The organism is Micromonospora sp. NPDC049580, from assembly GCF_040675595.1.
Lineage (GTDB): Bacteria > Actinomycetota > Actinomycetes > Mycobacteriales > Micromonosporaceae > Micromonospora.
The window spans coordinates 1-19,510 of record NZ_JBFAPG010000011.1; the positions used below are offsets into that span (position 1 = coordinate 1).

Sequence of the window (19,510 nt, forward strand, 5' to 3'; positions counted from 1 at the left end):
ATGGGACTGACGTCGGCCCCGGAGTGGCGGGGGCCGCGCGCGTCAGCCCTGGGTGGGCGGGGGTGCGAACACGCCGATGCGATTTCCCGTCGGGTCGAGCAGGTGGGCGAGCGTGAGACCGCTGGGTGCGGTCCGCGCCGGCACCAGCACCTTCGCGCCGGCGGCCTCGGCCCGCCGGCAGGTCTCCGCCACGTCGTCGACCTCGGCGTAGAACACCGCGTAGTTCGGGGACGTCCCGTCGGTCGCCCGGATCGCGCCGCCGATCCCGGTGTCGCCGCCGGCACCAGTCACCCGATAGGACCCGCCGCTGCCGGCGCCCTGCTCCTCGAAGGTCCAGCCGAACAGCTCGCCGTAGAAGCGTTCCGCCTCCTCCGGCCGGTCGGTGCCGATCTCGAACCAGGTGATGGGCGTCGTGGACACGTGCTGCCTCCAGAGTTGCCGGGACGGCGGTTCGCCGTCGTCCAGAGCAGTTTCGGGGCCTTCCGCGACACCGTCCTGTCGGTGTTTCCGGATCACCCGACGGAGATCGGTGCGTGCCCGACCCGACTCAGACCAGGCTCAGCGGGCGGACCCGTTCCCGGGGGATGTCGAGATCCGTCAGGCGGAGCTCCCGGACCACCACCTCGGGCAGCGCCCGGACGTCCCCGATCCGGTCGGTACGGAAGCAGCGCAGCTCGTCGCGCAGCCGGCACCAGGCGAGCAGATACCAGTGTCGGGGGTTGCCGAGGTAGCCCAGCGGCTCGACGTCGCGCACCGAGTCGGTGCCGGCGCGGTCGGCGTACCGGATGCGCAGCACCCGCCGCGCGGTGACCGCGTCGGCGACGGTGGCCGGGACGGGCGTGGCCGGCCCGTCGCCGATCAGGTGCACCCGGCCGGCGAGGCGGTGCGCCTCGGCGGCGTCGGCGGCCGGCAGCACCGCCACCAGCTTGCGCAGCGCGGTGGCGCCCGGCCCGGCGAACGGGGTGCCGGCGAGCCGGTGCAGCGCGACGGCCATCGCCACCGCCTCGGCCGGGGTCAGGTTGACCGGCGGCAGGGTGCGGGCGCGGTCCAGGACGTAGCCGCCGGTGCGCCCGGGTTCGGCCCAGATCGGCACCCCGGCCTCCTGGAGCGCGCCGATGTCCCGCTCGATGGTCCGGCTGCTCACCTCGAAGTGGGCGGCCAGCCAGCGGGCGCTGCGGGGCCGGGGCGACACCGCCCGCAGCTCCTCGACCAGGGCGTAGAGCCGGTCCGTGCGGTTCATGCCCGGCACGCTACGGCCGGGGTACGACGACAGCCCGGGACGCGGCGCGCTCAGGCGACCCCCGCTCAGGCGATGCAGGCGCAGACGATCAGAGCCGCGCCGAAGTGCGTGGCGGCGCTGACCCGGGCCGCCGGGTGCGGCTCGGACGAGCAGATGACCTCACCGAGCTTGCCGGGGGTGAGCAGGTCGAGCACGAAGAAGGCGAGCGCCATGATGGCCAGCCCGACGAGCCCGAACACCACGGTGGAGGCCAGCCCCCGGCCGAAGTCGCTGTAGCTCGTCAGGATCGCCGTGAAGACGATGCCGGCGATGCCGAGCTGGTTGGCGGCGAGCAGCAACCCCGCGTTGGCGTTGCGCTCGACCCAGATCAGCTCCCGCAACCGCCCCGGGGTCAGCAGGTCGACGAGCCCGAACCCGGCAGCCATGAGCCCGACGCCCACGACCCCGAACACGACGCTCTGCCAGGCACCGCTGAGCAGGTCCTCCAGCACCGACTGCCTCCCGACTCTCCGCCCGGAGGGGTACCGGCGCGGTGATCGAGACGATAGCGGCAGCGCGCCACCCCGTCAGCCCCGCGACTACAGCGCCAGGTAACGCTGCCGCTCGTACGGGGTGACCTCGCGGCGGTACTGCTCCCACTCGGCCCGCTTGTTGCGCAGGAAGAAGTCGAAGACGTGCTCGCCGAGCACCTCGGCGACCAGTTCGGATCCGGCCATCACGTCGATCGCCTCGGCCAGGTTCTCCGGCAGCGCCTCGTACCCCATGGCGCGGCGCTCGGCGCTGCTCAGCGACCAGACGTCGTCCTCGGCGCCCGGCGGCAGCTCGTAGCCCTCCTCGATGCCCTTCAGGCCGGCGCCGAGCAGCACCGCGAAGGCGAGGTACGGGTTGGTCGCCGAGTCCAGCGACCGGACCTCGACCCGGGCGGAGTTCGGCTTGCCGTACGCCGGGACCCGGACCAGCGCGGACCGGTTCAGGTGACCCCAGCAGACGTACGCCGGGCTCTCGGTGATCCGGTCCGGCAGGGCCTGCGGGAACAGCCGCTTGTACGAGTTGACCCACTGGTTGGTGACCGCCGTGTACTCCCGGGCGTGCACCAGCAGGCCGGCGATGAAGGACTTCGCCACCTTGGAGAGCTTCATCGGGTCGCCGCTGTCGTGGAAGGCGTTGCGCTCGCCCTCGAACAGCGACAGGTGGGTGTGCATGCCGCTGCCCGGCTGGTCGGTGAACGGCTTCGGCATGAAGCTGGCCTGCACACCGGTGGAGAGCGCGACCTCCTTCACCACGTGCCGGAAGGTCATGATGTTGTCGGCGGTGGTCAGCGCGTCGGCGTAGCGCAGGTCGATCTCCTGCTGGCCGGGGGCGACCTCGTGGTGGCTGAACTCCACCGAGATGCCGATCCGCTCCAGCGCCAGCACGCCCTGGCGGCGGAAGTCGCGGGCCACCGCGTGGGTGGTGTGCTCGAAGTAGCCGCCGGTGTCCACCGGGGTGGGCACCGAACCGTCCTGCGGGCCGTTCTCCAGCAGGAAGAACTCGATCTCGGGGTGGGTGTAGAAGGTGAAGCCCTTCTCGGCCGCCTTGGACAACGCGCGGCGCAGCACGTGCCGCGGGTCGGCCCAGGACGGGCCGCCGTCGGGCAGCAGGATGTCGCAGAACATCCGGGCGCTCTCGCCGCTGACCCCACCCTCGAACGGGAAGACCTGGAAGGTGGTCGGGTCGGGCATGGCCACCATGTCCGATTCGAAGACCCGGGCGAAGCCTTCGATGGCCGAGCCGTCGAAGCCGATGCCCTCCTCGAAGGCCGCTTCCAGCTCCGCGGGCGCCACCGAGACGCTCTTGAGCGTGCCCAGCACGTCCGTGAACCACAGCCGGACGAACCGGATGTCCCGCTCTTCCAGCGTACGGAGGACGAACTCCTGCTGACGGTCCACTTCCCCAACCCCTCGCGACAACTCTTTTGTCCGCCTTGGTCGGGCTGTACCCGACCTGACCGCCCAGTGTTCCCGGGCCTGGTTACGCAGACGTTACGCGAACCGCCGCCGTCCGTCCCCTCGCGTCCCGCCGCCGAACGGTACCGATCCGGCCTGGCCGTCGCGCGGCGCTCGCGCGTGGCCGCCATCTCGTCCGACGGTACGGATTGCTCCGGTCAGGCTGAGGCAAGATGAGGACATGCCCACCCTGCGTCTCGCCCTGTCCCAGGTCAACCCGAGCGTCGGCGACCTCGCCGGCAATGCCGACCTGGTCCGCAGCTGGACCCGCCAGGCCGCCGACGCCGGCGCCCAGCTCGTGCTCTTCCCGGAGATGATGCTGACCGGCTACCCGGTCGAGGACCTGGTCTTCCGGCGTTCCTTCGTCGCCGCGTCCCAGGCCGCCCTCCAGCGGCTCGCCGCCGACCTCGCCGAGGACGGTCTCGGTGACCTGCCGGTCGTGGTCGGCTACCTGGACGCCGACGGGCCGCCGCAGATCAGCGGGGACGCCGAGCCGGGCCGGGGTGCCCGCAACGCCGCCGCGCTGCTGCACCGGGGCACGGTGGTCGCCCGCTACTTCAAGCACCACCTGCCCAACTACGGCGTCTTCGACGAGGACCGCTACTTCGTCTCCGGCGACCAGCTGACCGTGGTGCGGATCGGCGGGGTGGACGTCGCGCTGACCATCTGCGAGGACCTGTGGCAGGCCGGCGGCCCGTTCGCCGCCGCCCGGCAAGCCGGCGTCGGCCTGGTGGTCAACATCAACGGTTCGCCGTACGAGCTGAACAAGGACGACATCCGGCTGCCGTTGGTTCGCCGCCGGGCCGCCGAGGCGAACGCCGCCATCGCGTACGTCAACATGATCGGCGGCCAGGACGAGCTGGTCTTCGAGGGCGACTCGATGATCGTCACCTCCGACGGCGAGCTGCTCACCCGCGCCCCGCAGTTCGTCGAGCACCTGCTCATGCACGACGTCGAGCTGCCGGCCGCGACCACGGCCCCGGGCAGCCGGAACGTCGCGGACGACATGCGGGTCGCGCACCACACGGTGGACGTGATCCCGCCCGCGCCGTCCGGCCCGGCCGCCGTCGGCGGGCTGATCGAGCCGGTGGCCGACGAGGCCGAGGTGTGGCACGCGCTGGTGCTCGGCCTGCGCGACTACGTCAACAAGAACCGGTTCGCGTCGGTTGCGCTCGGCCTCTCCGGCGGCATCGACTCGGCGGTGGTGGCCGCCCTCGCCGTCGACGCGCTCGGCCCGGACCGGGTGGTCGGGGTGTCGCTGCCCAGCCAGCACTCCTCCGAGCACTCCCGTGAGGACGCGGCCGACCTGGCCAAGCGCACCGGGCTGGACTACCGCGTCGAGCCGATCCAGCCGATGGTGGACGCCTTCCTCGCCAACCTGTCGCTGTCCGGGATCGCCGTGGAGAACCTCCAGGCCCGGGTCCGCGGTGTCATCCTGATGGCGCTGTCGAACCAGGAGGGCCACCTGGTGCTCACCACCGGCAACAAGAGCGAGCTGGCGGTCGGCTACTCCACCCTGTACGGCGACTCGGTGGGCGGCTTCAACCCGATCAAGGATGTCTGGAAGACGCTGGTCTGGCGGCTGGCGAAGTGGCGCAACGCGGACGCGGCCCGCCGCGGCGAGACCGCCCCGATCCCGGAGAACTCGATCGGCAAGCCGCCGAGCGCCGAGCTGAGCCCGGGCCAGCTCGACAGCGATTCCCTGCCCGACTACGACGTGCTGGACCCGATCCTGATCGGCTACGTCGACGGCGACCTGGGCCGCGACGGGCTGGTCGAGTCGGGCCACGACCCGGCCGTCGTCGACAAGGTGCTGCGGCTGGTGGATACCGCCGAGTACAAGCGACGCCAGTCGGCGCCCGGCACGAAGATCTCCATGAAGGCGTTCGGCCGCGACCGTCGTCTGCCGATCACCAACCGCTGGCGCGAGCACGGCTGAGCCCGTCCTCCCGGGCCGGGTGACTGACCCGGCCCGGCGCGGCGGTCGTGAGTGACATCTTCCACTGCGCCCTGCCGTCGCCGGGCCTGGCGGTGCGACGATCGCGACGGAACCCGGGGACCGCGCAGGCGGCCTCGAGGAAGGAGACAGTCATGACCGAGTCCACTCCCAACGAGGTGACCGCGCTGTACGGCGGACCGGCCACCCGTCGGGTCCGCACCCGCGACCTGATCGCCGCCAAGGAGCGTGGCGAGCGGTGGCCGATGCTCACCTCGTACGACCAGTACACGGCGGGGATCTTCGACCGGGCCGGCGTGCCGGTGCTGCTGGTCGGCGACTCGGCCGCGAACAACGTGTTCGGCTACGAGACCACCCTGCCGGTGACCGCCGACGACCTGCTTCCCCTGGTACGGGCCGTGGTGCGCTCGACCCAGCAGGCCCTCGTCGTCGGTGACCTGCCCTTCGGCTCGTACGAGGAGGGCCCCACCCAGGCGCTGCGCACCGCCGTCCGGTTCATGAAGGAGGGTGGCTGCCACGCGGTGAAGCTGGAGGGCGGCCGACGCTGCGCCGCGCAGATCGCCGCGATCGTCGGGGCCGGCATCCCGGTGATGGCGCACATCGGCTTCACCCCGCAGAGCGAGCACACCCTGGGCGGCTACCGCGTACAGGGCCGGGGCGACACGGCCGACGAGGTGCTGGCCGACGCGCGGGCGGTGGCCGAGGCCGGCGCGTTCGCGGTGGTGCTGGAGATGGTGCCGGGTGAGGTGGCCAAGCAGATCACCCACGAACTGGCGATCCCCACGGTCGGCATCGGCGCCGGCCCGGACACCGACGCCCAGGTGCTGGTCTGGCAGGACATGGCCGGCCTGCGCACCGGCAAGGCGCCGCGCTTCGTGAAGCGCTACGCCGACCTGGCCGACGTCCTCACCGACGCCACCCGCCGCTTCGCCGACGAGGTCCGCGGCGGCGAGTTCCCGGCAGCCGAACACACCTTCTAGAGCGCTGAACGGGCCGCGAGCCACGGACCACGGGCCGGGCCACGGACCACGGGCCGGGCCACGGACCACGGGCCGGGCCACGGACCACGGGCCGGGCCACGGGGCCACAGCCCTGCCGCTCCCACGCAGCTCCGGGCCGTGCCCAAACGAGGTGGGGCCGGCGGGAGCGGGCAGCGGGCAACACGCCCACACCGCCACGCAGATCGCGGGTTGTGACGGCCACAGGCTGCAGCCCCTGGACTCGGCCTGCGGCCCGTGTGTTGCGGCCCAGGGACTCGGCCTGCGGTCCGTGGCCCCGTGGTCCGTGGTCCGTGGCCCGTGGCCCGTGGCCCGGCGGCACGGTGTCTCGTTCGCTGGCTGGTCCCTCCGCTTTCAGTCTGAGCGCTGACAGATCATCGATCTTGGTCGCTGAAAGTGTCGTACAGGTGTTCTAGTCTCGGGTCATGGTGGAGGGGCTGGCGCAGGCAGAAGCCGCAATCCTGTCCTGCGCCGATTCGGCCACCTGGGCTCTGCCCGAGCAGGAACTGATCGCCGCGCTCGATGCCGCGCACCGCATCGAGCAGCGCCTCGCCGCCGTCAAGCTGGCGCTGATCCGAGAGTTCGACGGCCGGCGCGCGGCGACCGCGCAGGGCGCGTCCTCCACGGCGGTGTGGCTGCGCGAGCGCCTGCACCTCACCGTCCCCGCCGCCCGCCGCCTCGTCGACCTCGCCACCGCCCTCGACACCGGCAACCCCGGCATACGACAGGCACTGGCCGACGCCGACATCACGCTCGACCAGGCCCGGGTCATCGCCGACACCGTCACCACCGTCGAGGCCGCCGCCGGCAGCGCGGCGGCCGACAAGGCGGTCGGCTTGCTGGTCGAGTGGGCTGGGCAGTTCGACCCCACCCTGCTGCGCAAACTCGGCACCCGCATCCTCGACCACGTCGCCCCCGACATCGCCGACGCCGCCGCCCAGGCCGCTCTCGACGCCGAGGCCCGACGAGCCGCCCGCGACCGCCACGTCACCCTCTCCACCCTCACCGACGGCCGTCTGCGCCTCACCGGCATCCTCGACACCGAAACCGCCGGCCTGCTCCGCGCCGCCATCGACCCACTGACCGCGCCGTCCGGCCCCGACGACCAACGCTCCCCCGGCCAACGCCGCCACGACGCCCTCGCCGACCTGTGCCGACTCAGCCTGCGTACCGGCGAGCTACCCGAGCACGGCGGCGAGCCCGCACAGATCGTCGTCACCACCAGCTACGACGGCCTCGGCCGGCAGCTCGGCGGAGGCACGTTGGACACCGGTTTCGAGCTCGCTCCGGAGACCGTGCGGCGCCTCGCCTGCGACGCCGCCATCCTCCCCGCCGTCCTCGGCAGCGCCGGCCAACCACTCGACGTCGGCCGACAACGCCGCCTCATCACCGGCCCACTCCGCCGCGCCCTCGTGCTCCGCGACCGCGGCTGCGCCTTCCCCGGCTGCGACCGCCCACCCCGCTGGTGCGACGCCCACCACATCCGACACTGGGCCAACGGCGGCGACACCAGCCTCGACAACTCAGTGCTCCTCTGCGGCCACCACCACCGACACATCCACCACGGCGACTGGACCGTCCGGTTGGGCCTCGACGGCCACCCCGAATTCATCCCACCGGCCTGGCTCGACCCCGAACAGGTCCCCCGCCGCAACCACTACCACCGGCGGACGTGACCACACCGAGACAGCCAATCACCCCAGTAGGGCCGTCGTTCAGCCTCGTTAGCTCGTGGTCAGATGCTGCGCGTGCGTGACCCGACAAGGGGTGCCGCGGGGTGCAACCTGGCGGCGCATGGGCCGAGCCGCCCGGCCTCGGCGCGACCGGCATGGGCGGCTCGATCGGTAGCGACACCTGGCTCGATCGGTAGCGACACCTAGTTTTCGCGCACCTGGCGAGTGTCGGGCAGGTCGAGGTACGCCAGCAGCCGCAAGAGCCCGCTCACATGCGAAAGGTCGTGCCACAGCGACACGACGCCCTCCGGATCATCTCGCTGTAGGAGGCTCGTCAGCTCTGCGAGGTCGTCGCTACTCTGCCCGCAGTCGATCTCCAACTCGGGCCGCTGAACCATGCCAAATGCCGCACTCAGGGCCACGTTCCAGTAGTAGTCGACGTCGAGGTGCGACAGCTGGATCTGCGGACCGAATCGGCTCTCCGCCGCGTCCAGGAGCAACGCGCACGCTCGGCGCAGATCCGCGATCCTCAGCACCCCATCAGCATCGGTCACGCCGCATGGTCCCTCAGGGCGCTGTCATCTGACCAGCCGATTCAGAGCGACCGGGCAGACCCTGGCCGTCCGGCCAAGAGCCGTGCGCCCGACCGTCCCTACCCGGAGCGGACGTGCGCTCTCAGAGGTCGGTGACGCGGATGCCGGCGTGCGCCTTGTAGCGCTTGTTGATGGCGATCAGATTCGCGGTGAACGCCTCGATCTGGTGGGCGTTGCGCAGCCGGCCGGCGTAGATGCCGCGCATTCCGGGGATCCGGGCGGCGAGCGCCCCGACGATGTCGACGAGCTCCCGGTCTTCGGTGCAGATCAGCACGTCGAGGTCGATCCGGTCGACCTCGGGGTCGGCCAGCAGCGGGGCGCTGACATGGTTGAACGCGGCGCAGACGCGGGAGTCGGGCAACAGCGCGGCGGCCTGCTGGACGGCGCTGCCCTCGGCGACGGGGAGGGCGTACGGGCCCTGCTTGTCGAAGCCCAGCGGGTTGACGCAGTCGACGACGATCGTTCCGGCGAGCGGCTCGGCGAGGGCGGCGACGGTGGCGGCGTGCCCGTCCCACGGGACCGCGATGATCACGACGTCGCTGCGGCGAGCGACCTCGTCGTTGGCCGCGCCGGTGATGCGGACGTCGGCCGGCATCCGGGGCAGAGCGGCGATCTCGGCGGCGGACTCGGCGGCCCGCTCCGCCGATCGGGAGCCGATCAGCACCGTCTGCCCGGCCCGGGCGAGCCGGTAGGCGAGGCCACGGCCCTGGTCGCCGGTGCCGCCGATGATGCCGACCGTCAGCCCGGACACGTCGGGCAGCGTGCTCGCGTCGTATGCCATGGGCTCATCCTCGCAAACCGCCCGGTCCGTCAGCAGCGCGAGCCGCTGTGACAATCCCCGCTACCCGAGCGAACCACTCCCGAACGACACCGCTCAGGCCAGCTCGAACAGCACCGTGCGGGCCGCCGGGTCGGCGGTGACCAGGCGGACCCGGACCCGTTCGCCGAGCGGCAGCGCACCGAGGCAGCGGCCGCGTACCGGTGGGGCGTCCAGGGCCACCGTTCCGCCGGGCGGGCGGGGACGGGACTTGCCGTTGGGCGGGGCGTCGACGTCGAGCACCGCCGCGTCGAAGGTCTCCCCCACCCGGTGCTCCAACAGCACCGCCTCGGTGAGCTCGACGGCGCCGCGGCTGGCCGCCGAGGCGGTCCGGTCGGTGCTGGCCATCACCTCGGGCAGCCGGGGTAGCGCCGCGCGGGCCCAGTCGGGCACCTCGCGGCCCGCGTGCAGGGCCAGGCAGACCTCGGTGGCGTACCGGTCGGCGAGGCGCCGCAACGGCGCCGTGACATGGGCGTACGCGGCGGCCACGCCGCCGTGCTCCGGCTGCTCCGGCCGAGTGCCGTCGAAGGCGGTGTACGCGGCGCCGCGCATCAGCTCGGCCGCCTGGTCGATGAACGCGGCGGAACGCGGCTGCGCGGCGTCCAGGCCGGCGATCACCTCGCCGGGGCCCGCGCCGTCCGGCCAGTGCACGCCCAGCGGAGCGGCGGCCGCCCGCAGGCGTTGCACCGCCTCCGGCTTCGGTGCCGGCATCGTCCGCAGCAGGCCCACCCCGCCGGCGAGCATGATGTCGGCGGCGGCCATTCCGGTCAGCAACGAGATCTGCGCGTTGTGCTCCTCCATCGGCACCGGCCCGCGCAGCACCAGCCGCCAGCCGTCGCCGTCGGGCTCCACGTCCTGCTCGGGTAGCGGCAGGTTGATGGCGCCACGGCGCAGGCCGCGGGCCGTCAGCCGGTCGCCGATCTCGGGCAGCAGCGCGATCGGCTCGGGCAGTCGGCCTGCCTCGGCCGCCGCCTGCACCCCGGTGTAGTCGAGTTTCGCCCGGCTGCGCACCAGGGCGCGCTCCAGCTCGACGGCCACGGTGCCGCCGTCGGCGTCCAGGTCGATGGTCCACACCACGGCGGCGCGGTCGTCGTCGGGCAGCAGGCTGGCCGCGCCCTCGCTGAGCGTCAGCGGGTGCAGCGGCACGTTGCCGTCGGGCAGGTAGACCGTCTGCCCGCGCCGCCAGGTCTCCTCCTCGAGCGCGCCGCCCGGCTCGACGTGCGCCGCGACGTCCGCGATCGCGTACCGCACCCGGTAGCCGCCGCCTGGGCGGCGGGCGAGGTGCATCGCCTGGTCCAGGTCACGTGAGGTGGCCGGGTCGACCGTCACGAACGGTATGTCGGTGCGGTCGACGGACGGCCGGGGCGGCGCGGCAGCCGCCGCGTCGGCCTCCCGTTGGGCGGCCGCCGGGAAACCCTCGGGCAGGCCGAGTTCGCGGCGCAGCGCGCCGAAGTCGATGCGGGGCGCGAGTACGCGTCGGATGACCACGGGGTCAATCCTGACAGCGCCACCGGTGATCCGCTTCCGGTGACCGGCCGAGATCTCCGTGGGTGTCGAGCCGAGGCTGCCTGCGCTCAGCCGGTCGCCTTGCGGGCGGTGCTGCGCGTACCCCGTGGGGTGGTGGCTCGTGCGGCGACCGGGCGGGCGGGTGACTTGCGGGCGGTCACCGTGCGGGCCGGCGCCTTGGCCGCGGTGGTCTTCTTCGCCGGGGCCTTCTTCGCCGCCGCCTTGCGGGCGGTGATCGAGGAGGTGCCGGTCGCCTTCGCGGCCGGCGCCTTCTTCGCCGGGGCGTTGCGGGCGCCGCCGCTCGGGCGGGTGGAAGCGGTCTTCTTCGCCGCCGCCTTCTTGGCGGGCGCCTTCGTCGCCGCCGTCTTCTTCGCCGGGGCCTTCTTGGCGGCCGTCTTCTTCGCCGTGGACGCCTTGGTCGCGACCTTGCGCGCGGGCGCCTTCGCGGCGGCGGTCGTCCTCTTCGCCGCCGACGCCGTGGTCTTCTTCGCGGCGCTTGTCGTCTTCTTCGCCGTACCCGTCGTCCTGCTCGCGGCGGTGGTGCTCTTGCGCGCTGGGGTCCGCTTCGCGGCGGTGGTCGTCTTGCGGGTGGCGGGCGAGGTCCTGGCCGGGGCCTTCTTCGCCGGAGCCTTCTTCGCCGCCGCGCTGGTCCTGGTCGCGGTCTTCTTCGCCGCAGCGGTCTTCTTCGCCGCAGCGGTCTTGGCGGCGGCGGTCGTGGTGGCGGCCGTCTTGGAGGGAGCGGCCTTCTTCGCCGGGGCCTTCTTCGCCGCCGCGGTGGTCTTCTTGGCCGGCGCACGCCCCGCGCCGCCGGCCGCCTTGCGGGCCGGCGCCTTCGCGGCGCCAGTGGTGGACTTGCGCACGGGGGTGGTCCGGCTCGCCGCCGTGTTGCGCTCCGCCGCGGCGGTCTTCTTCGCGGTGGTGCGTCGGGCGGCCGGACGGGTGGTGGCCTGCTGTGCTTCGGCCATCGTGGTTCCCTCCTCGGGGACGTGCTCTCGCGTGCGTCCTCGCGGAGCACGAACTACCGCGACGCGGGCCGTCCCGCGCCGTCTACCTGTCGTCCCCGGCCCAACGGGCGTCCTCGGCCTCCCACGCCTCGTTCCGCTCCTGCACTCGCTGCAGGGCGTTCTCCGCGTCGGCCGCCGAGTTGTACGGGCCGAGGACGTGCTTCGCCGGACACACGTCGGTGTCCGTCTCGACCCGGTGGTGCCGGGTGCACCAGTAGAACTGCCCATTGCGTCCGCTGTCGCTCATGGGAATCACTGTGCACCGCGAACCGGCTGGCCGCCACCGGATCACACAAGTCGCCGAACCCTCTCCACAGTAGAGACGCTTACCGCGCTCCGGGCGAAAACACCGAAAGAAGTGCAGGTGGGGGCACTGGACGCGCGAGAACGCCGGTGACCGAACGGTCGATTCCCGGGTACGACGGTCCGGGGCAGGATTCGTGACCGTGATCAACATGGCGACCGGCGCGGGGGCGTGCCCGGGATGTGGCACCACCACCGCGTCGCTTCGGGACGCGGTGCCGTGGTGCCCCGGCTGCGAGTGGAACCTGGACGCCTACGACCCCCGGCGGCGCGAGCGCGAGTTCGGCTGGACCTGGGTCGACAGGTGGACGCACCGGTTGGCGTTCCAGGCGACCGGGCGGCAGTTCCGGCAGTTGGTTGGCCGTCCGCTCGGCGATGGCGGGTCGAATGCGGCACGGGCGCTGACCGCGGCGGTGTCGCTGCTGCTGATCGCGGCCGTGCTCGCCCTCGCGGTCGTCGGCGGGTGGCTGATCGTGGCGTTTCCCTTTCCCAACCTGGCGATCGTGCTGGGTCTGGCGATGGTCGGCCTGGCGGTCGCTCTCCGGCCGCGCTTCGGCCGGGTCGACCCGGATCTGGAGGTGCTGTCCCGCGACCGGGCGCCGGAGCTGTTCGGGCTAATCGACGAGGTGGCCGCGGCGATCGGCGCGCAGGCGCCGGACGTGGTCGGTGTCGACGGCGACATCAACGCGTACGCGAACGCGGTCGGGGTGCGACGCCGCAGGGTGCTGGGGCTCGGGCTGCCGCTGTGGGGCTCGCTTTCCGCCGGCGAACGGGTGGCGTTGCTCGGGCACGAACTCGGCCACTTCGTCAACGGCGACCCACGTCGGGGTCTGCTCACCCAACCCGCGTTCACCATGCTCGCGTCGGCCGCCGACCTGTTCCGGCCGGTACGGAACACTGTCGGGGCCGGGCTGGTCGAGATGGTGGGTGACGCGCTGGGCCGCGCGTTCCAGTGGGCGGTGTCCCGGGTGCTGTTCGGCGCGCACCTGGTGCTGGTGAGCGTGGCGCTGCGGGACAGCCAGCGCGCCGAGTACCTCGCCGACGACCTGGCCGCCCGGGTCGCCGGAACGACGGCCGCCACCGACCTGCTGGACGCCCTGCTGGCCGGAGAGTCGATGGCGTTGGCGGTGCGCGTCCACGCGCGGGCGGGGCACGGCCCGGACCGGTGGCGATCGACGTTCGCCGAGGCCCGCGCGGCGAGCAGCGACCGGCTGCCGCTGCTGCGCCAACTGTCGGTCCGCGACGAGGCCTCGCTCTTCGCCGCCCACCCGCCCATCGGGCTGCGCCGCCGGATGCTCGCCGGACGCCCATGGCAGGACCCGGCGGTGGTGCTCACCGCCGCACGGATGGAGCGGATTGACGCCGAGCTGGCCGGGGAGTACGCGCGCTTTCGTCGTACCGTCGCCTGGTCGGGCTGAGCGCGGCGCGGCGCTGCCGGGACGGCGGCGGCCGCCCACGCGCGGCCTATGATCGCCCGATGGCGGTACCGGACTACATCGTGGGGATGCGCAAACACGTCGGCCACGACCTGCTGTGGCTGCCCAGCGTCAGCGCGGTGATCCGCAACGACGCCGGCGAGCTGCTGCTCGGCCAGCGCTCCGACGATGGACGGTGGTCGGTGATCAGCGGTTTCGTGGAGCCGGGCGAGCAGCCGGCCACGGCGCTCGTCCGGGAGGTACGGGAGGAGACGGGCCTGGACGTGACGCCGGTACGGCTGTCCAGTGCCGTCTCGCACCCGCACACCTACCCCAACGGGGACCACTGCGAATACCTGAACCTGGGCTTCGTCTGCCAGGTCGTGGCCGGCACCGCCCGGGTCAACGACGACGAGTCGCTGGCCGTGCGGTGGTTCCCACTGGACCGGCTGCCCGAGTTGGACAAGCACGCGCTGCTGGTCCTCGCCTACGCGCTGCGCGAGAACCCGTCAGCCGGCTACCTCCTGCCCGGCACGACCTGGGACGACGTCCCCGCCTGAGCCGCGCCCGTCAGGCCGCGACGCGCTCGACGGGGATCCACAGTTCGGCGTCCGCCGTGGTGCCGTCCGTGGACACCCGGACCCGGGAGATCTCCGGCCCCGGTCGGCTGCGGTACGGGTTGGACGGGAACCACTGGGTGAAGACGTCCCGCCACAGGTACTGCACGGCCTGCGGGAACGCGCCGGAGGTGGTGAACACCGCCCACGTTCCGGCCGCCACCGGCAGCGCGTCCAGGTCCTCCGGCGGCGTGGCGCCGGTGACCGCCCCGTGCCAGTAGTCCAGCTCGCTGCCCTCGGCCCGATCGTCGGCGAGGTTGTCGCTGACGTTGACGATCCCGGCCGGCTCCTGATCGGAGAGCGCCTCGATCCGGGCCGTCGTTCCCGCGTCGATGCTGCGGATGAACGCGACGATCGCCGGGTTCATCCCCTCGTGCACCAGCGGGACGCGGGCCTTGCGCCCCACCAGCGCGAACGCGTCCTTGGTGACGATGCGGTACTCCATGCTGCCACTCCCTTCCACGGTGAGTCGGAAGGACATCCGGGGCTGGGCGCGCAGCGCTGCCCCCGTACGCCGAGCTTCTCCCGGCCCCACGCCGTGCACGGCGTGGAACGCCCGGGCGAACGCCTCGGCCGATCCGTAGCCGTAGCGCACGGCGACGTCGAGCAACGTCCGCTCCCCCGCCAGCACGTCCGCGCCGGCGACGGTGAGCCGACGCCGACGGATGTACTCCGACAGCGGCATGCCGGCCAGCGCGGAGAACAGCCGCCGGAAGTGGTACTCCGACGTCAGCGCGATCCGCGCCAGGTCGGCCACCTCGATCTGCTGGTCGAGGTGCCGCTCGATGTGCGCCATGGCCTCGTTGAGCCGCTCCAGCACCCGGACCTCCTTTCCCTTACGAGCAGCAACGCTAGGCAGCAGGGCAGGTGGCCCACCCGACATCCGATGCCCGCAACGGTCGGGTGGGCGGGGAGGCAGGGCTGGCAGCCGGCGGCGGCCACGGCTCAGCGGGGTGACTGCTGCATGATCCAGGTGGGCCTGGGCTCCGACAGCGACCCCACCACCTCCCAGCCGGCGCGGCGGTACAGCTCGACGTTGGCGGGGTTGCTGGTCTCCAGGATCGCCGGCAGGCCGTCGGCGGCGGCGCGGGCCAGCCCGGCCCGCATCACCGCGCGGCCCCAGCCGCGTCCGGCGCTGTCCGGGTGGGTGCCGAGGACACCGAGATACCAGAACGGGTACGTCGGCAGGGCCGCGTGCACGGCCTCGTCGTAGCCCTGAACGCGGGCCCACACGTCAGCCGGGTATCGAGCTTCCGCCGGCGATCCGTGCCCAGCCGCCGGGGATTCGGCCGGGGGCTCCCAGACGGCGACGGACGCACCCCCGCCGATCGTCCAGATCGACGACCGGTGCACCCGCCTGTCGAAGAGATTCCCGAAGAAGGTGGCGGCGTAGCGCGGATAGGTCGCCTCGTCGGGGAACAGGTGCCGCAGGATGGGATCCTTGACGAACGCGGCGACCAGCGAGTCGACCACCGCGGAACGGTCTGCTGGCGTGGCGATGGAGATCACGGGCGCTGTCACAGCAGGCGACACTATCGCGTGCGGACGCCTTGACCCTGACACGGTGGCAGGACGAAGACTTGCCCCATGGACATCGACAACTACCGACAGCACTCCCCGTACAGCGACCCCGGCGGTTCGACGGCTACGACATCGATCCGACGGCAGGGCTCTTCGACTCGGCGGCGCGGGTCTGGTCGGCGTACCGGTCCGGGGCGATCGATCCCGACTCCTACGGCGTGAGCCCGGAACTGCCGATCCGCGGCCCGTGGTTCATCCATGACTACGTCCTGCACGAGCTGGCCCATCGGTGCAAGGACGAGTTGCTGCTCTGGGACGGCTTCGGCGCGATGACCGACGACCTCGCCGACGCCGACCTCACCCTCGTGGACGAGATCGCCGCGTTACTGCTCGCCGCCGACGACGGCGACGAGGCCGCGGAGAAGACACTCGCCGACCGGTACGCGACGGACGCCCGCCTACGCCCCGGCCCCGAGGTACGCAGGCGGCCGTCCTCCAGGACGCCGTTGCCATCGGCGTCGACGTCGACCCCGTGGGAGGGGCCGGGAGCCTCGCCGTCGAGGAGCACCCGGAACGGGATCGACCGTCCCGCCCCGGGGGTCAGCACGAGATGCGCGTCGCGGGCGTGGAACCGGAAGGCGATGCTGCCGCCGGCTTGATCGACCACGACGTTCTCCGACCCGATCGTCCACTCCCCGGCCAGGGCCCACTGGTTGAGGGCCAGGGCATCGGGGAGGTCGTAGGCGCGGCGTTCGTCGAGCGCGGGGCCGTTGGGCGACGCGAAGTGTTCGCCGCGACTGAACCCGAGGTACGTCTCGGGCGTCCGCAAGTTGCCCCAGTCGGCCTCCGCCTCCGGGCCGAGCCCATTGACGGGTACGGAGTCGCGCTCGACGCCGAGCAGTTCCTGAAGCCTCCGCTCGGACTGCTCGTAGCGCCCCTCACCGAAGTGCTCGTCGCGGATGACGCCATCGGTGTCGACGAAGTAGAGCGCGGGCCAGTACTGGTTGTCGAACGCACGCCAGACCGCGTAGTCGTTGTCGACCGCGACCGGGTAGTCGATCGAGCGCGCCGCGACCGCCCGGCGCACCCAGTCGACCTGATGCTCGAAGGTGAACTCCGGCGTGTGCACCCCGACGACGACGAGGCCGTCGTCGCGGTAGGCCTGCGACCAGGCCCGGACGTACGGCTCCTGGCGCAGCCAGTTGATGCAGGTCAGCGTCCAGAAGTTCACCAGGACGACGCGACCCCGCAGCTCGGCGGGGCCGAGCGGCTCGGAGTTGAGCCACTCGACCGCCCCGTTCAGCGGCGGCAGGTGCACCGCCATCTAGCGAAGCGACCGGAAGGCGGTGCGAAGCTCTTCGGAAAAGATCTGCGGCTGCTCCCAGGCCGCGAAGTGCCCGCCGACGTCGAGCTTGTTGAAGTAGATGAGGTTCGGGTACGCCTGCTCCGCCCAACTCTGCGGGGCCTCGTACAGCTCGTCGGGGAAGACGCTCACGGCCACCGGGACGTTGACGCCCTTGGCGGCGAAGAAGGAGAGCTTGTTCTCCGCGTACAGGCGGGCCGCCGAGATCGCGGTGTTCGTCAACCAGTAGAGCGAGATGTTGTCCAGGATGTCGTCGCGGGTCAGACCCGCCTGGGCGCCGTCGAAGACCTGCGCGATCAGGGCCAGACTCTTCGCATCGTGGTCGAGCAGGAACGACGCCAGGCCGACCGGAGAGTCCGCGAGCCCGGTCAGCGTCTGCGGACGCGTCGCCATCATCAGGGCGTACGCGACGTGCTTCCAGACGTAGTCCAGCTCGGTGGCCGCGCGCATCTCGTCGTCGGACAGACCCGAAGGCAGCGAACCCATGGCGTTGTTCGCGCCGGTGGTGTCGCCCTGGAACAGCAGGTCGATCTCGGGCGGGACCGCGCCGGCCATGTTGGTGTGGATGCCGAGCAGTTCCGGCGGCGCCTGCACGCCCATCTGGTCCACGATGACCGCGCCCCAGTCGCCGCCCTGGGCGACGAACCGCGAGTAGCCGAGGCGCGTCATCAGCTCGGTCCAGGCGGTCGCGATCTTCTGCGGGTTCCAGCCCAGCGCTGTCGGCTTGCCGGAGAAGCCGTGGCCGGGTAGCGACGGGATCACCACGTGGAAGGCGTCCGACGCGCTGCCGCCGTGTGCGGTGGGGTCGGTGAGCGGCTCGATGATCTTCAACTGCTCGATCACCGAACCGGGCCACCCGTGCGTGATGATGAGCGGAAGGGCGTCCTCGTGCTTCGAGCGCACGTGGATGAAGTGAATGTCCACCCCGTCGATGGTGGTCATGAACTGCGGTAGGGCGTTCAGCCGTGATTCGACCTTGCGCCAGTCGTACTCATTTTCCCAGTAACGGGCGAGGGCCTGGATCGTCGCGAGTGGCACGCCCTGCGACTGGTCGTCGACGATTTCCTTTTCCGGCCAACGGGTGGCCGCGATCCGCCGTTTCATGTCGTCCAGGTCCGCTTGAGGGATTTCCACCTGGACCGGGCGAATCTCCGTGGTGCCGGGACGTGTCTTCGTCTTGACCGCCATGCGTGCTTCCTCCCTGTCTGAGTTCGCGCCTCGCGAGGGGAATCATCGGGTGAGGGCATTGCCCGGACTTGTGCGCCAATGTCGAGAAGGGCACGCCACCGCCATATCTCGGAGCCTAGAACGCCGCACGCAGGCGCCGGGGCCATACGAGAAGTCACGGCCGCCGCAACGGAGTGCGCCCTCGCCGATCCGGGGCGTGACGGTCCGCTCGACGGCTTTGCGCTGCCGTGGCACGGTGCGGCAACATCAGCCGCCGTGACGGCACCAGCCATGGATCCGGAGAACGCCACCCCGGCCGGCGACAACGGCACGCCCCGGTCGAATCGGCGGGTCAGGCACTGGTTGGCCGGCACCGGGATCGCCGCCCTGGCCGCCGTACTCGGCGTCACCCTCGCCGTACGCGGCGGCGCCGCCTCGGCCTGCGCCGCGCCGCCCGCGGGCAATACCGTCCACAAGGGAACGGCGAGCTTCTACGACGCGGGCCGCTCGGGCGGCACCTGCTCCTTCCCGGGCCCTCCCGCGGACCGGCTCTACGTGGCCCTGGGCGCCTCGCAGTACGCCGGGGCGGCGGCCTGCGGCAGTTACCTGGATGTCAGCGGCCCGAAGGGCACGGTCCGGGTGATGGTCATGGACCAGTGCGGCGGGTGCGGACCCAGCAAGATCGACCTCTCCGACGAGGCGTTCGCCCGGATCGCCGACCGGGCGCAGGGCATCGCGCAGGTGACGTACCGGGCGGTGGTGGACCCACCGCTCGACGGCGGCCTCACCTTTCGGATGAAGGGCGGCGCGTCGCAGTGGTGGTTCGCCGTGCAGGTCGGTAACCACGGCAACCCGCTGCGCTCGGTCGAGGCGCAGGGGTCGAGCGGGGGCTTTCGCAAGGCGGCCCGCCAGGTCGACAACTACTGGACCATCGAGGACGGGATCGGTCCCGGGCCGTACACCATCAGGGTCATTGACGTGTACGGCCACCAGACGACCGCCATCGGCATCCGGATGGCGCCGAAGCAGGTGCAACGCACCTCGGCCTCCCTGGTCGCCGCCGTCCCGCCGTCGCCGTCGCCCTCGCTTCCGCCTTCGCCTTCGCCTTCGCCTTCGCCTTCGCCCTCGCCCTCGCCCTCGCCCTCGCCCTCGCCGACAGTGGCGGAGTCAGCCGCGCCGACGACGACGGTGGAGGCCCTGGCCGGCGCAGCCCCACTGGCCGCCGCACGCTGCTGACAGGCGGCGGGCGGCGGCCCGCGTCTCGCGGCGCGGCGGGCGGCGGGCGGCGCGGCGCGGCGTGATCCACTCCAGATCGCCGAGGTGGCGGCATCCGAGCGGCCTGATACCCCCA

General features: G+C 72.3%; 19 protein-coding genes. 6 read left to right on the plus strand and 13 right to left on the minus strand.

Annotated elements, in window-relative coordinates; translation table 11 throughout:
• Window positions 1-42: 42 nt before the first annotated feature.
• The 4 genes from AB0J68_RS01980 to glnA all read right to left on the minus strand — a co-directional run bounded on the left by AB0J68_RS01980 (window position 43) and on the right by glnA (window position 3,168).
• The gene (locus tag AB0J68_RS01980) at window positions 43-420 is read right to left on the minus strand and encodes a VOC family protein (RefSeq protein ID WP_354856677.1); all 378 of its coding nucleotides are present in this window, start codon (window positions 418-420) and stop codon (window positions 43-45) included.
• Between the two features lie 127 nt (window positions 421-547).
• A complete protein-coding gene (locus AB0J68_RS01985) occupies window positions 548-1,240 on the minus strand; it encodes a YafY family protein (RefSeq protein WP_355064326.1) in 693 nt (230 codons plus the stop codon).
• A gap of 65 nt (window positions 1,241-1,305) precedes the next feature.
• Window positions 1,306-1,731 (minus strand): DUF350 domain-containing protein, encoded by a 426-nt coding sequence (locus AB0J68_RS01990; RefSeq protein WP_354856673.1) that lies wholly within the window; start codon window positions 1,729-1,731, stop codon window positions 1,306-1,308.
• A gap of 87 nt (window positions 1,732-1,818) precedes the next feature.
• The gene (gene glnA, locus AB0J68_RS01995) at window positions 1,819-3,168 is read right to left on the minus strand and encodes a type I glutamate--ammonia ligase (RefSeq protein ID WP_354856670.1); all 1,350 of its coding nucleotides are present in this window, start codon (window positions 3,166-3,168) and stop codon (window positions 1,819-1,821) included.
• 238 nt (window positions 3,169-3,406) lie between these two features.
• On the opposite strand from glnA, the gene AB0J68_RS02000 reads away from it, so the two are divergent.
• The 3 genes from AB0J68_RS02000 (at window position 3,407) to AB0J68_RS02010 (ending at window position 7,856) form a co-directional block, all read left to right on the plus strand.
• Complete coding sequence (locus AB0J68_RS02000) at window positions 3,407-5,164, plus strand: NAD+ synthase (protein ID WP_363935513.1); 1,758 nt, start codon at window positions 3,407-3,409, stop codon at window positions 5,162-5,164.
• A gap of 152 nt (window positions 5,165-5,316) precedes the next feature.
• The gene (gene panB / locus AB0J68_RS02005; protein WP_354856665.1) at window positions 5,317-6,162 is read left to right on the plus strand and encodes a 3-methyl-2-oxobutanoate hydroxymethyltransferase; all 846 of its coding nucleotides are present in this window, start codon (window positions 5,317-5,319) and stop codon (window positions 6,160-6,162) included.
• 443 nt (window positions 6,163-6,605) lie between these two features.
• Window positions 6,606-7,856, plus strand: a complete 1,251-nt coding sequence (locus tag AB0J68_RS02010) for a DUF222 domain-containing protein (protein WP_363935517.1) — start codon at window positions 6,606-6,608, stop codon at window positions 7,854-7,856.
• Window positions 7,857-8,056: 200 nt separating this feature from the next.
• Here the strand turns inward: AB0J68_RS02010 and AB0J68_RS02015 are convergent, their stop codons facing one another.
• The 5 genes from AB0J68_RS02015 to AB0J68_RS02035 form a co-directional block, all read right to left on the minus strand.
• Window positions 8,057-8,407 carry a hypothetical protein gene (locus tag AB0J68_RS02015; protein WP_363935519.1) on the minus strand — a complete coding sequence of 117 codons (351 nt, stop codon included), beginning with the start codon at window positions 8,405-8,407 and terminating at the stop codon, window positions 8,057-8,059.
• A 121-nt stretch (window positions 8,408-8,528) separates the two neighbouring features.
• Window positions 8,529-9,227 (minus strand): NADPH-dependent F420 reductase, encoded by a 699-nt coding sequence (npdG, locus tag AB0J68_RS02020; RefSeq protein ID WP_354856662.1) that lies wholly within the window; start codon window positions 9,225-9,227, stop codon window positions 8,529-8,531.
• A gap of 93 nt (window positions 9,228-9,320) precedes the next feature.
• Window positions 9,321-10,751: an RNB domain-containing ribonuclease gene (locus AB0J68_RS02025; RefSeq protein ID WP_355064318.1), complete on the minus strand. Its 1,431-nt coding sequence runs from the start codon at window positions 10,749-10,751 to the stop codon at window positions 9,321-9,323.
• Window positions 10,752-10,837: 86 nt separating this feature from the next.
• Complete coding sequence (locus AB0J68_RS02030; RefSeq protein ID WP_363935522.1) at window positions 10,838-11,734, minus strand: histone; 897 nt, start codon at window positions 11,732-11,734, stop codon at window positions 10,838-10,840.
• 82 nt (window positions 11,735-11,816) lie between these two features.
• Window positions 11,817-12,020 (minus strand): hypothetical protein, encoded by a 204-nt coding sequence (locus tag AB0J68_RS02035; protein ID WP_354856657.1) that lies wholly within the window; start codon window positions 12,018-12,020, stop codon window positions 11,817-11,819.
• Window positions 12,021-12,213: 193 nt separating this feature from the next.
• Between AB0J68_RS02035 and AB0J68_RS02040 the strand changes: the two genes are divergently transcribed.
• Both AB0J68_RS02040 and AB0J68_RS02045 read left to right on the plus strand, forming a co-directional pair.
• Window positions 12,214-13,494 (plus strand): M48 family metallopeptidase, encoded by a 1,281-nt coding sequence (locus AB0J68_RS02040; protein WP_363935523.1) that lies wholly within the window; start codon window positions 12,214-12,216, stop codon window positions 13,492-13,494.
• A gap of 59 nt (window positions 13,495-13,553) precedes the next feature.
• Entirely contained in the window at window positions 13,554-14,051 is a 498-nt protein-coding gene (locus AB0J68_RS02045) for an NUDIX domain-containing protein (protein WP_363935526.1), read from the plus strand.
• Window positions 14,052-14,061: 10 nt separating this feature from the next.
• On the opposite strand, the gene AB0J68_RS02050 is transcribed toward AB0J68_RS02045, so the two are convergent.
• The 4 genes from AB0J68_RS02050 to AB0J68_RS02065 form a co-directional block, all read right to left on the minus strand.
• Window positions 14,062-14,928 carry an AraC family transcriptional regulator gene (locus AB0J68_RS02050; protein WP_363935527.1) on the minus strand — a complete coding sequence of 289 codons (867 nt, stop codon included), beginning with the start codon at window positions 14,926-14,928 and terminating at the stop codon, window positions 14,062-14,064.
• A 125-nt stretch (window positions 14,929-15,053) separates the two neighbouring features.
• Entirely contained in the window at window positions 15,054-15,629 is a 576-nt protein-coding gene (locus AB0J68_RS02055) for a GNAT family N-acetyltransferase (RefSeq protein ID WP_355064313.1), read from the minus strand.
• Between the two features lie 262 nt (window positions 15,630-15,891).
• Window positions 15,892-16,953 carry a redoxin family protein gene (locus tag AB0J68_RS02060; protein ID WP_363935530.1) on the minus strand — a complete coding sequence of 354 codons (1,062 nt, stop codon included), beginning with the start codon at window positions 16,951-16,953 and terminating at the stop codon, window positions 15,892-15,894.
• Window positions 16,954-18,180, minus strand: a complete 1,227-nt coding sequence (locus AB0J68_RS02065) for an epoxide hydrolase family protein (protein ID WP_363935533.1) — start codon at window positions 18,178-18,180, stop codon at window positions 16,954-16,956. It lies immediately after the preceding gene.
• 255 nt (window positions 18,181-18,435) lie between these two features.
• Between AB0J68_RS02065 and AB0J68_RS02070 the strand changes: the two genes are divergently transcribed.
• Window positions 18,436-19,395: an expansin EXLX1 family cellulose-binding protein gene (locus AB0J68_RS02070; protein WP_363935535.1), complete on the plus strand. Its 960-nt coding sequence runs from the start codon at window positions 18,436-18,438 to the stop codon at window positions 19,393-19,395.
• Window positions 19,396-19,510 lie beyond the last annotated feature (115 nt).